Genomic DNA, 12,213 nt, shown 5'->3' with positions numbered 1-12,213 from the left:
CTTTGATGGCGCCATGGCAAAACGTTCCATGCGGGGCCGGGTCCTACATTCAAAATGCTTCAGGAAAGCGGTCCGAAGCACCGGCCCGGGCGGCTGAAAGGGTGTTCCGACCCGCCCCGTAGAATCCGCCGCCATGCAGACACCCCCCGGCAGCGAAGCCGCACGCCCTCCCCTGATGCGCCGGCTGGCGCGGCTCATGACCTGGTTCGGCGGCTCGCGCCAGTGGTGGGCGCTGGGACTGAGCGGCGCGATGCTGGCCGCCATCACCGAGCCGCTGATGGCGGCCCTCCTCAAGCCGCTGCTCGACCGCGGCTTCACGCGCGGCGAAATGCCGCTGTGGTTCGTGCCGGCCGCCGTGCTGCTGCTGTTCGCGGTGCGCGGCATCGCCCAGTTCATCTCGCAGTACGCGCTCTCGCGCATCGCCAACGAAGGCATGCAGCGGCTGCGCAAGGTGCTGTTCGACCGGCTGCTGGGCGCCGAACTCGCGCTGTTCGCGCGCCAGTCGGCCAGCACGCTGTCGAACACCGTGGTCTATGAAGTGCAGACCGGCGCGATGCTGCTGGTGCAGGCGCTGCTGGGGCTGTCGCGCGACGGCTTCACGCTGGTGGCGCTGCTGGGCTACCTGGTCTACCTGAACTGGAAGCTCACGCTGATCGTGGCCTTCCTGGTGCCGAGCATCTCCTGGATCATGAAGGTGTTCTCCAAGCGCCTCTACAAGCTGACGCAGCAGGGCCAGCAGGCCACCGACGAACTGGCCTACGTGGTGGAAGAGAACGTGCTGGCCCACCGCATGGTGCGCCTGCATGGCGCCGAGACGGCCCAGGCCCGGCGCTTCGAGCAGCTGAGCCAGAAGCTCAACCGGCTGGCCGTGAAGTCCACCATCGCCCAGGCCGCGACCACCCCGCTCACGCAGATGATGGCCTCGCTGGCGCTGTCGGTGGTGGTGATGATCGCGCTCTGGCAGAGCGGCAAGCAGGGCTTCACCGTCGGCGGTTTCGTCGCCTACATCACGGCGATGCTGATGCTGATCGCGCCGATCCGGCGCCTCGCCGAAGTGGCCGGCCCGATCACCCGCGGCCTGGCCGCCCTCGAGCGCGGCCTGGCGCTGGTCGACGAGGTGCCGACCGAGCCGCAGGGCAGCTTCGGCATGGCGCATGCCCAGGGCCGTATCGAATTCCGCGACACGCGCGTGAACTACCGCGGCGACGACGAGCGCCCCGCCCTCGACGGCGTGAGCATCGCCATCGAGCCGGGCCAGAACGTGGCCTTCGTCGGCCCCTCGGGCTCGGGCAAGACCACGCTGATGAACCTGCTGCCGCGCTTCGTGCTGCCCAGCGGCGGCCAGGTGCTGCTCGACGGCCACGACATCTCGGAATGGGAGCTCAAGAGCCTGCGCTCGCAGTTCGCCATGGTGAGCCAGGACGTGGTGATGCTCAACGACACCCTGGCGGCCAACGTGGCGCTGGGCGCCGACGCCGAGATCGACCGCGACCGCGTGCTGGCCTGCATCGCGGCCGCCAACCTCAGCACCCACGTCGAAGGCCTGCCCCAGGGCATCGACACCGTGCTGGGCCACAACGCCACGCAGCTCTCGGGCGGCCAGCGCCAGCGCCTCGCGATCGCGCGCGCGCTCTACAAGGATGCGCCGGTGCTGCTGCTCGACGAGGCCACCTCGGCCCTCGACACCGAATCCGAGCGCCTGGTGCAGGACGCCCTGCAGCGCCTGATGCAGAACCGCACCACGCTGATCGTGGCGCACCGGCTGTCGACCATCCAGCATGCCGACCGCATCATCGTGATGGAACAGGGCCGCGTGGCCGAGCAGGGTTCGCATGCGCAGCTGATGGCGCTCGACGGCCTCTATGCGCGGCTGCAGACGAACGCAGTGCGCAGCGCCGCCGCGGGTCAGGATCCGACGCTCTGATCCCGGCCGCCGGGCGACGCCGGCCTTGAAACGCCCTCCGTCACCAGCACGCCCGCCGAGAGGATGAACTCGGCCGCGCTGCGGATGTCACCCTCGAGCGCGGCCCGGGCCTTGGCGCCGTCGCGCCGCTTCAGCGCCGCGAGCAGCGCCGCATGGTGCACCACCCCCGTCTTCTCGCCCACGCGGCGCGAGCCGGCGCGCAGGTCGTAGTTGAGGATCGGCCCGATGCGCAGCCACAGCGCCTCGATCATCTGCAGCAGCATCGGCATGTCGGCCGCGGCATAGACCGCGAAGTGGAATTCCTTGTTGAAGGTGACCAGCCTCGAGCCATCGGGACTCGCGGCCTTCATCTCGGCGACGAAGGCATCGTGACGTTCGGCGATCTCGCGCAGCGCCACGGTGCCGACCGCCGCGGCCGCGGCCTCGGTCGCCAGCCCCTCGAGGTTGGTGCGGATCACCGTGATCTCCTTGAACTGCGCGGCCGTCATGCGCGGCACGCGCAGGGTGCGGCTGGGTGTCAGCTCGAGCGCCTGCTCGGCCACCAGCCGCTGCATCGCCTCGCGCACCGGCATCACGCTCACGCCCAGCGCCGCAGCGGCGCTGCGCAGCGAGATCTGCTCGCCCGGCATCATCTGCCCGCTCATCACCAGGTCGCGCAACTGGTCGTAGACGTTGGCGCTGAGCGTCTGGCGCTTGAGCGGGGTGACGAGGTCGGAGAGCTCCATGCCGCGGAGTATACGGTTCGGGGTATACCCTATGCGATATCTGTGATCACAGATCTACGATGCCGATCGTTCACTGTCACACCCCAAGGAGCTATTCAGAATGTGGAACGGAAATTCCCTCGCCGGCCAGCGCGTGCTCGTCACCGCGGGCGCCAGCGGCATCGGCCTCGAGATCGTGCGTGCCTTCGCCGCGGCCGGCGCCCGTGTCTTCGCCTGCGACGTGCAGGCCGAGGGCCTGGACCGGCTGTCGACCGAACTGCCCGAGGTCGGCAGCTGCCTCGCCGACGTCTCGAGCGAGGAACAGGTCGCCCGGCTGTTCGAAGCCGCGGACCGCAAGCTCGGCGGCCTCGACGTGCTGGTCAACAACGCCGGCGTGGCCGGCCCGACCGGCGGCATCGAGACCCTGTCGCTCGACGACTGGAACCGCACGCTGGCCGTCAACATCACGGGCCAGTTCCTCTGCGCCCGGCTCGCGGTGCCACGGCTGCGCCAGGGCCGCAATCCCTCGATCGTCAACCTGTCCTCGGCGGCCGGCCACCTCGGCATGCCGGGCCGCTCGCCCTACTCGGCTTCGAAATGGGCCGTGATCGGCTTCACCAAGACGCTCGCGCTCGAACTCGGCCATGACGGCATCCGCGTCAACGCGATCCTGCCGGGCGCGGTCGACGGGCCGCGCATCCGCGCCGTGATCGCGGCCAAGGCCCAGGCGCTCGGCAAGCCCATCGAGGAAGTCACGCGCATCTACACCTCGCAGTCCGCGCTCAACCGCATGGTGACGGCGGGCGACATCGCGAACATGGTGCTGTTCGCCGCCAGTGACTTGGCGGCCAGCGTCACCGGCCAGGAGCTCGTGGTCGACGGCCACACCCAGGCGCTGAGCTGACCCGCCCTCTTCCTCTCTTCCCGACCTCACCCGAATCCCGACCATGGCCACCCGCACCAAAGCCATCATCACCTGCGCCCCCACCGGCGCGATCCACACGCCGAGCATGTCGCCGCACCTGCCGGTGACGGCCGACGAGATCGCCGCCGCCTCGATCGAGGCGGCCCGCGCCGGCGCCGCGATCCTGCATCTGCACGCGCGCGATCCGAAGGACGGCCGCCCCTCGCAGGACCCGGACCTGTTCCGCCCCTTCCTCTCGAAGATCAAGGCCGCCACCGACGCCGTGATCAACATCACCACCGGCGGCAGCCCGCACATGAGCGTCGAGGAACGCATGCGCCCGGCCACCACCTTCAAGCCCGAGCTGGCCTCGCTCAACATGGGCTCGATGAACTTCGGCCTGTTCCCGATGCTCGAGCGCTTCAAGTCCTTGGAGCACGACTGGGAGCGCGAGCACCTCGAGAACAGCCGCAACCTGATCTTCAAGAACACCTTCGCCGACATCGAGAACATCCTGCGCCTGGGCGAAGCCAACGGCACGCGCTTCGAGTTCGAGTGCTACGACGTCAGCCACCTCAACAACCTGCGCCACTTCATGGACCGCGGCCTGGTGCGCGCGCCGGTGTTCGTGCAGACGGTGTTCGGCATCCTCGGCGGCATCGGCGCCGATCCCGAGGACCTGATGCACATGCACCGCACGGCGGCGCGACTGTTCGGCGACCGCTTCCAGTGGTCGATCCTCGGCACCGGCCGCAACCAGTTGCCGCTGGCCACCATCGGCGCGGCCATGGGCTCGCACGTGCGCGTCGGCCTCGAAGACTCGCTGTGGATCGGCCCGGGCCGGCTCGCCGCCTCGAGCGCCGAGCAGGTGCTGCGCATCCGCGCCGTGCTCGAGGCGCTGAACATCGACATCGCGACACCCGACGAGGCGCGCGAGATCCTCGGCCTCAAGGGCGCGGCGAAGGTCGACTTCTAGCTCCCCTCCATCGCCCCGCAGCGCCGCCGCACCGCACGGCGCGCCGCTGCATTCCTTCACCAGAACAAGACTTCAGAGAGAGACACCGATGGCACACACCTCCATCCCCGGCGCCCGTCTCGGGCCCGCGGCCGACACGGCCACCACCGACGAGCAGGCCTCGCTCAATGCGCTGATCTTCCGCAAGCTGATGCCACTGCTGGTGCTGGCCTACGTGATCAGCTTCATCGACCGCACCAACATCGCGCTCGCCAAGAGCCACATGGCGGTCGACATCGGCATCTCGGCCGCGGCCTACGGCCTGGGCGCGGGCCTGTTCTTCCTGAGCTACGCGCTGCTCGAGGTGCCGAGCAACCTGGTGATGCACCGCGTGGGCGCGCGCTGGTGGATCGCCCGCATCATGATCACCTGGGGCCTGCTGTCGGCCGGCATGGCCTTCGTCACGGGCGAGACCTCGTTCTACGTGATGCGCGTGCTGCTCGGCGCGGCCGAGGCCGGCCTGTTCCCGGGCGTGATGCTCTACCTGAACTACTGGTTCGGCCGCAAGGACCGGGCGCGCGCCACCGGCTACTTCCTGCTCGGCGTGTGCATCGCCAACATCCTCAGCGGCCCGGTCGGCGGCGCGCTGCTGCAGATGGACGGCCTGCTGGGCTGGCACGGCTGGCAATGGATGTTCGTGATCGAGGGCCTGCCGGCCGTGGCGCTGGCCTTCGTGGTCTGGCGCAAGCTGCCCGACGGGCCGGCCGATGCGAGCTGGCTCACTCATGCACAGGCGAGGGCGATCGAGCAAGGCCTCGCCGCCGAACGCGCCGAGGACGCCGCCCATGGCCAGGTCGGCGAATCGTTCCGCGCCTGCCTGGTCGACAAGCAGATCTGGCTCGCGATCTTCGTCTACTTCTGCCACCAGATCAGCATCTACACGGTGATCTTCTTCCTGCCGAGCATCATCGGCACCTACGGCAAGCTCACGCCGCTGCAGATCGGCGCGCTCAACTCGCTGCCCTGGGTCGCCGCCGCGGTCGGCGCGATCGCGCTGCCGCGGCTCGCGGTCACGCCGCAGCGCGGCCGCCTGCTGCTGCTGATCGGGCTGGTCGCCATGGCCGTGGGGCTGGGCATCGCGGCCTTCGCGAGCCCGGCCGTCGCGCTCGCGGGCTTCTGCCTCACGGGCTCGATGTTCTTCGTGGTGCAGTCGGTGATCTTCCTGTTCGCTTCCTCGCGCCTGGCCGGCGTGGCGCTCGCGGGCGGACTGGCACTGGTCAACACCTGCGGCCTGCTGGGCGGCTTCATCGGACCGTCGGTGATGGGATGGATCGAGCAGAGCACGGGCAGCACGAAGAACGGCCTGCTCGCGATGGCCGTGCTGCTGGTGCTGGCGGCGCTCGCCAGCATCGGGATGCGCCAGGGGCGCGAGTCGCGGCGCTAAGAGCCCGAAGGCTCAGAGCAAGACGATGTCGTACTGCCCCTGCCCGATCGCCGGCTCGGACTGCAGCGAGATCGGCTTGCCGATGAAGTCGCTGAGCCCGGCCAGGTGCTGGCTCTCCTCGTCGAGGAACAGCTCGATCACCTGCGGCGACGAGACGATGCGGAACTCGCGCGGCGTGAACTGCCGCGCCTCGCGCAGGATCTCGCGCATCACGTCGTAGGCCACGCTGCGCGCGGTCTTCACGATGCCCTGGCCGCCGCAGGCCACGCAGGGCTCGCACAGCATGTGGGCCAGCGATTCGCGCGTGCGCTTGCGCGTCATCTCGACCAGGCCGAGCTGCGAGAAGCCGCCGGCCGTGGTCTTCACGCGGTCGCGCGCGAGCTGCTTGCGGAACTCGCCGAGCACCTGCTCGCGGTGGTCGTCGCGCGCCATGTCGATGAAGTCGACGATGATGATCCCGCCCAGGTTGCGCAGCCGCAGCTGGCGCGCGATGGCCTGCGCCGCCTCGAGGTTGGTCTTGAAGATGGTGTCGTCGAAGTTGCGCGCGCCGACGAAGCCGCCGGTGTTCACGTCGATGGTGGTCAGCGCCTCGGTCTGGTCGACCACGAGGTAGCCACCCGACTTGAGGTCGACCCGGCGCCCCAGCGCGCGCGCGATCTCCTCGTCGACCGAATAGAGGTCGAAGATCGGCCGCTCGCCGCGGTAGTGCTGCAGCTTGCCGGACGCCTTGGGCATGAACTCCAGGCCGAACTTCAGCAGCAGCTCGAACTGCTCGCGCGAATCGATGCGGATGGTCTGCGTGTCCTCGGTGGTGAGGTCGCGCAGCACGCGCTGCAGCAGGCTCAGGTCCTGGTGCAGCAGCGACATCGGCGGCAGCCGCGTCGAGGCCTCGCGGATGCGCGACCAGGTCTTGCGCAGGTAGGCGATGTCGTCGGCGAGCTCGGCGTCGGTCGAGTCCTCGCCGTTGGTGCGCAGGATGAAGCCGCCGGTGTTCTCGGGCACCACGCCGCCGCTGTCGGCGGCCGCGGCGGCCTCGATCAGCGCGAGCATGCGCGAGCGCAGCGCATCGCGCAGGTCGGCCGGGATCTTCTGCGACACGCCGATGTGGTTGTCCTGCGGCAGGAACACGAGCAGCCGGCCCGCGATGCTGATCTGCGTCGACAGCCGCGCGCCCTTGGTGCCGATCGGGTCCTTGATGACCTGCACCAGCAGCGACTGGCCTTCGAACACCTGCTTCTCGATCGGCACCATGGTGCCGCCGTTACGGTGGTCGCGTTCGGCCGGCGCGGCGCTGGGCCGCGAGCCCGGCGTGAACGGGGCCACGATGTCGGCCACGTGCAGGAAGGCGGTGCGTTCGAGCCCGATGTCGATGAAGGCCGACTGCATGCCCGGCAGCACGCGCGAGACCTTGCCCAGGTAGATGTTGCCGACCAGTCCGCGCTCGAGCGTGCGCTCGACGTGCAGCTCCTGCACCGCGCCGTGCTCGACCACCGCCACGCGGGTCTCCTGCGGGGACCAGTTGATCAGGATGTCTTGCATGGAGTTCTCGGTTGTCTCGGTTGTCTCAAATGGGGAAACCGGCGCGCCGCAGCAGTTGCGCGGTCTCGAACATGGGGAGGCCCATGATGCCCGAATAGGAGCCGCTGATGTGCTCGACGAAGGCGGCCGCCGCGCCCTGGATGCCATAGGCGCCGGCCTTGCCCAGCGGCTCGCCGCCTTCGACGTAGCGGCGGATCTGCGCGCGGCTCATGGGCGCGAAACGCACGCGCGACACGCTCAGCGCGGCCTGCCAACGGCGGCCCTGCTGCAAGGCAACGGCCGTCAGCACGCGGTGCGTGGTGCCCGACAGCAGCGCGAGCATGCGCTCGGCATCGCGCGCGTCCTCGGGCTTGCCGAGGATGGTGCGGCCCAGCGCCACGGTGGTGTCGGCGCACAGCACGGGCGCATCGGTCAGGCCGCGGCGACGCTGGCGCGCCACGGCGGCATCGAGCTTGAGCGCGGTCACGCGCTGCACGTAGGCAGTGGGCGATTCGCCGGGCAGCACGGTCTCGAGCGCCTCGGCATCTTCATCGTCGGCGGCCAGCAGCAGTTCATGGCGCACGCCGAGCTGGCCGAGCAGCTGGGCGCGGCGCGGGCTCTGCGAGGCGAGGTAGAGGAAGGTCGGGGTGGTCGGCACGGCGGTCGTCTCTGTGAAGCGGAAGAAAAGACGGGGTCGATGGAGGAACGCGGCGAGGTCCTCGTCGCGCGGCGGCTCGACGGGCCGCTCATTCGCGGTGGTAGGGATGGCCCGCGTTGACCGACCATGCGCGGTAGAGCTGTTCCACCAGCAGCACGCGCGCCATCGCATGCGGAAGGGTCAGGTCGGACAGGCGGATGCGCTCGTGGGCCGCGGCCTTGAAGGCCGGGTCGAGCCCGTCGGGGCCGCCGATCACCAGCGCGACATCGTCGCCCTCGCCCTGCCAGCTCTGCAGCCGCGCGGCCAGCGCCTTGGTGGTCAGCGCGGTGCCGCGCTCGTCGAGCACCACGATGCGCATGCCGCGCGCGATGGCGGCCTCGATGCGTTCGCGCTCGGCGGCGTAGAGGGTCTCGAGCGACTTGGAACCGCGCGGCTCGGTCTTGACCGCGCGCAGTTCGAGCTTGAGTTCGGGCGGAAAGCGCTTGGCGTAGTCGTCCCAGGCAGTCTGTGCCCAGTCGGGCATGCGCTGCCCGACTGCGACCACCAGCAGCTTCATGCGCTGCGCGAAGCGGTCTTGCGCGCGGGTGCCTTCTTCGCCGCGGGCTTGGTCGCCGGCTTCGCGCCCGTCTTGGCGGCGGCCTTCTTGGCCACCGGCTTGCCGACCACCACCACCGGGGCCTTCTTGGCAGGTGCCTTCTTCGCGGCGGTCTTGGCGCCGGTCTTGCCCGCCGCCTTCTTCGGCGCGGCCTTGGCTTCCTTGGCCTCGCGCTCGGCGGCACGGATCGCGGTCTTGGCGGCGCTCGCGCGACGCAGCGAGGTCGGCGCCTTGGCGGCAGCGGGCTTGGCTTCCTTGTCCTCGGAGGCACGCGCCGGCTTGCTCGCGCCGAGCTTCAGGCGCACGGGCTTGTCGCCCCAGATTTCCTCGAGGTGGTAGTACTGGCGGATCGCCGGCTGCATGATGTGCGCGACGGCCTGTCCGCAGTCCACGATGATCCACTCGCCGTTTTCCTCGCCCTCCACGCGCGGCTTGCCGAAGCCGGCATCGCGCACCGCGTCGCGCACGCTCGCGGCCAGCGCCTTGGTCTGGCGGTTCGAGGTGCCCGAAGCCACGATCACGCGCTCGAACAGCGGCGAGAGATGCTCGGTGTCGAATACCTGGATGTCCTGCGCCTTGACGTCTTCGAGCCCATCGATGATGGCTCGCTGGAGTTTCTGGGTGTCTTTCTTGGCGGCGGCTTCAGTGGTCATCAGGCAGAGCGATAGAGGAAGTGTTGGTCAATATAGCGTGCAACCGTGGACGGAACCAGTGAGGAAATCTCCTCGCCCAGCGACGCACGCCGCCGGATGTCGGTGGCGCTGATGTCCATGGCAGGCAGTTCGAGCGCCTCGAAACGCGCGCCGGCCGGGAGGCCGGGCAGCGTATTCGGATCAAAACGGGCAGTGTCGGCCGTCGATAGTGCGCGATACGCTACAGAAATAGTAGCGACCGCGAGTATATCCTGCCAGCCGTGCCAGCTCGGCAGGGCCCGCGCCTGGTCGGCGCCCATGACCAGCACGAGCTCGGCGTCGGGCTGCGCCTGCTGCAGTTCGTGCAGGGTGTCGATGGTGTAGGTCGGGCCGTCGCGCAGCATCTCGCGCGAATCGACCACCACGCCCTGAATGTCGCCGAACGCCAGCTGCGCCATCGCGAGGCGGTCTTTCGCGGGCGTGAGTTCGCGCACCTTGTGCCAGGCATGCCCGGTCGGAAAGACATAGAGCGCCGTGAGGCCCAGCTGCTCGAGCGCGGCCCGCGCCAGCGCCACGTGGGCGTGGTGCGGCGGATCGAAGGCGCCGCCGAACACGCCGATGCGCGGCGCGTTCTTCGAAGCGTTCACGGCAGCCACGCGCGGCGCACGATGAAGTCGCTGTAGAGCGCCGCCTCGGGCGACCCCGGCTCGGGCTCGCGGCGGTAGGCCCAGCTCGCCTGCGGCGGCATCGACAGCAGGATCGATTCGGTGCGTCCGCCCGACTGCAGCCCGAAGTGCGTGCCGCGGTCCCACACGAGGTTGAACTCGACGTAGCGGCCGCGCCGGTAGAGCTGGAACGCGCGCTCGCGCTCGCCCCAGGCCATGCCGCGGCGGCGTTCCACCAGCGGCAGGTAGGCCGGCAGGAAGGCATCGCCCACCGAGCGGATCAGCGCGAAGCCGTTGTCGATGCCACCCTCGGCGAAGTCGTCGAAGAAGATGCCGCCGATGCCGCGCTGCTCGTTGCGGTGCTTGAGGAAGAAATACTCGTCGCACCAGGTCTTGAAGCGCTGGTACTTGTCCTCGCCGAAGGGCGCGAGCGCATCGCGGCAGACGGTGTGGAAATGCACCGCGTCGTCTTCGAAGCCGTAGCAGGGCGTGAGGTCCATGCCGCCGCCGAACCAGCAGACCGGCTCGCCGCCGGCCGGCAGCGCGGCCAGCATGCGCACGTTCATGTGGACGATCGGCACGTAGGGGTTGCGCGGATGGAACACCAGCGACACGCCCATGGCCTCGAAGGGCGCGCCGGCCAGTTCGGGCCGGTTCTGCGTGGCCGAGGGCGGCAGCTTCGGGCCGCGCACCTGCGAGAAGCCGCAGCCCGCGCGCTCGAACAGCTCGCCGCCTTCGAGGATGCAGGTGAGGCCGCTGCCCTGCAGCGGCTCGTCGGGCGCCTTGTGCCAGGCATCGCGCACCGCGGTGCCGCCATCGGCCGCCTCGATCGCGGCGACGATGGACTGCTGCAGCCCGCGCAGATAGTCGCCGACCGCCTGGGGATCGGAGGGTTGCCGCTGCATCAACCGTTGGTGCCGTGGCTGCGCGCCTGCACGGCACGGAAGCCGATGTCGCGGCGGTACTGGGCGCCGTCGAAGCGCACCCGCGCCGCCACCTCGTAGGCGCGCTGCTGCGCGAGCTTCACGCTGTCGGCCAGCACGGTCACGCAGAGCACGCGGCCACCGCTGGTCTGGAGTTCGCCGTCCTTGACGGTGGTGCCGGCGTGGAACACCACGGCATCGGGCGCCTCGGCGGGAATGCCGTCGATGCGGTCGCCCTTGCGCGGCGAGAGCGGGTAGCCGTGCGCGGCCATCACCACGCCGAGCGCGACGCGGCGGTCCCACTGCAGCTCGACCTGGTCGAGCGTGCCGTCGGTGGCGTGCCAGAAGACCTCGAACAGGTCGGACTTCAGCCGCATCATGATCGGCTGGGTCTCGGGGTCGCCCATGCGGCAGTTGAACTCGAGCGTCTTGGGATGGCCCTGCGCGTCGATCATCAGGCCGGCGTAGAGGAAGCCGGTGTAGGGGATGCCGTCCTTCTCCATGCCGCGGATGGTCGGCAGGATGATCTCGCGCATGGCGCGCGCATGCACCTCGGCCGTGACCACGGGCGCGGGCGAGTAGGCGCCCATGCCGCCGGTGTTGGGGCCTTCGTCGTTGTCGAGCAGGCGCTTGTGATCCTGGCTGGTGGCCAGCGCGGTCACGTTCTTGCCGTCGCACAGCACGATGAAGCTGGCTTCCTCGCCCTGCAGGAACTCCTCGATCACGACGCGCGCGCCGCCTTCGTTGTGCGACACGCCGAACTTGTTGTCGACCAGCATGAAGTCGACCGCATCGTGCGCTTCCTGCGCGGTCATGGCCACCACCACGCCCTTGCCGGCGGCCAGGCCGTCGGCCTTGACCACGATCGGCGCGCCCTTGGCGTCGATGTAGGCGTGGGCGGCGGCGGCGTCGGTGAAGGCCTCGTACTCGGCCGTCGGGATCTTGTGGCGCTTCATGAAGGCCTTGGAGAAGGCCTTCGAGCTCTCGAGCTGGGCGGCGGCCTTGGTCGGGCCGAAGATGCGCAGGCCGTGCGCGCGGAATTCGTCGACCACGCCCGCGGCCAGCGGGGCCTCGGGGCCGACCACCGTCAGCGCGATCTTTTCCTTGAGCGCCCACTCGCGCAGCGCGGCGGGCTCGGTGATGTCGATGCTGTCGTAGCGCGGGTCGGTGACCGTTCCGCCGTTGCCGGGCGCCACATAGATGCGGCTGACCCGGGTGGCCTGCGCCAGCCGCCATGCCAGGGCATGTTCGCGGCCCCCTCCCCCAATCACCAGTACCTTCATTCTCGGGC

The 12,213-nt window shown here is 69.6% G+C and carries 12 protein-coding genes; 4 read left to right on the top strand and 8 right to left on the bottom strand.

What is annotated here, in order from left to right; translation table 11 throughout:
* Nucleotides 1–133: 133 nt before the first annotated feature.
* The gene (gene msbA, locus BM109_RS06780; RefSeq protein ID WP_093341598.1) at nucleotides 134–1,924 is read left to right on the top strand and encodes a lipid A export permease/ATP-binding protein MsbA; all 1,791 of its coding nucleotides are present in this window, start codon (nucleotides 134–136) and stop codon (nucleotides 1,922–1,924) included.
* On the opposite strand, the gene BM109_RS06775 is transcribed toward msbA, so the two are convergent.
* Nucleotides 1,906–2,649: a GntR family transcriptional regulator gene (locus BM109_RS06775; RefSeq protein ID WP_093341597.1), complete on the bottom strand. Its 744-nt coding sequence runs from the start codon at nucleotides 2,647–2,649 to the stop codon at nucleotides 1,906–1,908. The two genes, msbA and BM109_RS06775, sit on opposite strands and share 19 nt — an antisense overlap.
* Before the next feature lie 100 nt (nucleotides 2,650–2,749).
* Here BM109_RS06775 and BM109_RS06770 point away from each other — a divergent pair, with 100 nt between their 5' ends.
* The 3 genes from BM109_RS06770 to BM109_RS06760 all read left to right on the top strand — a co-directional run bounded on the left by BM109_RS06770 (nucleotide 2,750) and on the right by BM109_RS06760 (nucleotide 5,931).
* On the top strand, nucleotides 2,750–3,532 hold the full coding sequence (locus BM109_RS06770; RefSeq protein WP_093341595.1) for an SDR family oxidoreductase: 783 nt from the start codon (nucleotides 2,750–2,752) through the stop codon (nucleotides 3,530–3,532).
* 43 nt (nucleotides 3,533–3,575) lie between these two features.
* On the top strand, nucleotides 3,576–4,508 hold the full coding sequence (locus BM109_RS06765; protein ID WP_093341593.1) for a 3,5-dioxohexanoate:acetyl-CoA acetone transferase: 933 nt from the start codon (nucleotides 3,576–3,578) through the stop codon (nucleotides 4,506–4,508).
* 88 nt (nucleotides 4,509–4,596) lie between these two features.
* Nucleotides 4,597–5,931: an MFS transporter gene (locus tag BM109_RS06760; protein ID WP_093341591.1), complete on the top strand. Its 1,335-nt coding sequence runs from the start codon at nucleotides 4,597–4,599 to the stop codon at nucleotides 5,929–5,931.
* 12 nt (nucleotides 5,932–5,943) lie between these two features.
* On the opposite strand, the gene rng is transcribed toward BM109_RS06760, so the two are convergent.
* The 7 genes from rng to purD form a co-directional block, all read right to left on the bottom strand.
* Nucleotides 5,944–7,470, bottom strand: coding sequence for a ribonuclease G (rng, locus tag BM109_RS06755; protein WP_093341590.1), 1,527 nt, complete (start codon nucleotides 7,468–7,470; stop codon nucleotides 5,944–5,946).
* Nucleotides 7,471–7,495: 25 nt separating this feature from the next.
* Nucleotides 7,496–8,107: a Maf family protein gene (locus BM109_RS06750; protein WP_093341588.1), complete on the bottom strand. Its 612-nt coding sequence runs from the start codon at nucleotides 8,105–8,107 to the stop codon at nucleotides 7,496–7,498.
* Between the two features lie 88 nt (nucleotides 8,108–8,195).
* On the bottom strand, nucleotides 8,196–8,663 hold the full coding sequence (rlmH, locus tag BM109_RS06745) for a 23S rRNA (pseudouridine(1915)-N(3))-methyltransferase RlmH (protein ID WP_057593347.1): 468 nt from the start codon (nucleotides 8,661–8,663) through the stop codon (nucleotides 8,196–8,198).
* Nucleotides 8,660–9,355 (bottom strand): ribosome silencing factor, encoded by a 696-nt coding sequence (gene rsfS / locus BM109_RS06740; protein ID WP_093341587.1) that lies wholly within the window; start codon nucleotides 9,353–9,355, stop codon nucleotides 8,660–8,662. The genes rlmH and rsfS overlap by 4 nt, the downstream gene beginning before the upstream one ends.
* Nucleotides 9,355–9,981, bottom strand: coding sequence for a nicotinate (nicotinamide) nucleotide adenylyltransferase (gene nadD / locus BM109_RS06735; RefSeq protein WP_093341586.1), 627 nt, complete (start codon nucleotides 9,979–9,981; stop codon nucleotides 9,355–9,357). Before nadD ends, rsfS begins: the two co-directional genes overlap by 1 nt.
* Nucleotides 9,978–10,904: an oxygen-dependent coproporphyrinogen oxidase gene (gene hemF / locus BM109_RS06730; protein ID WP_093341584.1), complete on the bottom strand. Its 927-nt coding sequence runs from the start codon at nucleotides 10,902–10,904 to the stop codon at nucleotides 9,978–9,980. Before hemF ends, nadD begins: the two co-directional genes overlap by 4 nt.
* A complete protein-coding gene (gene purD, locus BM109_RS06725; RefSeq protein ID WP_093341583.1) occupies nucleotides 10,904–12,205 on the bottom strand; it encodes a phosphoribosylamine--glycine ligase in 1,302 nt (433 codons plus the stop codon). The genes hemF and purD overlap by 1 nt, the downstream gene beginning before the upstream one ends.
* Nucleotides 12,206–12,213 lie beyond the last annotated feature (8 nt).

The organism is Variovorax sp. PDC80 (genome assembly GCF_900115375.1).
Classification (GTDB): domain Bacteria; phylum Pseudomonadota; class Gammaproteobacteria; order Burkholderiales; family Burkholderiaceae_C; genus Variovorax.
This window is presented reverse-complemented; position numbering and strand designations above follow the sequence as displayed.

What these genes read in the sequence shown, in the direction of transcription:
- msbA (WP_093341598.1), top strand. Translation starts at nt 134, where the DNA reads ATGCAGACACCCCCCGGCAGCGAAGCCGCACGCCCTCCCCTGATGCGC.
- BM109_RS06775 (WP_093341597.1), bottom strand. Translation starts at nt 2,649, where the DNA reads ATGGAGCTCTCCGACCTCGTCACCCCGCTCAAGCGCCAGACGCTCAGC.
- BM109_RS06770 (WP_093341595.1), top strand. Translation starts at nt 2,750, where the DNA reads ATGTGGAACGGAAATTCCCTCGCCGGCCAGCGCGTGCTCGTCACCGCG.
- BM109_RS06765 (WP_093341593.1), top strand. Translation starts at nt 3,576, where the DNA reads ATGGCCACCCGCACCAAAGCCATCATCACCTGCGCCCCCACCGGCGCG.
- BM109_RS06760 (WP_093341591.1), top strand. Translation starts at nt 4,597, where the DNA reads ATGGCACACACCTCCATCCCCGGCGCCCGTCTCGGGCCCGCGGCCGAC.
- rng (WP_093341590.1), bottom strand. Translation starts at nt 7,470, where the DNA reads ATGCAAGACATCCTGATCAACTGGTCCCCGCAGGAGACCCGCGTGGCG.
- rlmH (WP_057593347.1), bottom strand. Translation starts at nt 8,663, where the DNA reads ATGAAGCTGCTGGTGGTCGCAGTCGGGCAGCGCATGCCCGACTGGGCA.
- rsfS (WP_093341587.1), bottom strand. Translation starts at nt 9,355, where the DNA reads ATGACCACTGAAGCCGCCGCCAAGAAAGACACCCAGAAACTCCAGCGA.
- hemF (WP_093341584.1), bottom strand. Translation starts at nt 10,904, where the DNA reads ATGCAGCGGCAACCCTCCGATCCCCAGGCGGTCGGCGACTATCTGCGC.
- purD (WP_093341583.1), bottom strand. Translation starts at nt 12,205, where the DNA reads ATGAAGGTACTGGTGATTGGGGGAGGGGGCCGCGAACATGCCCTGGCA.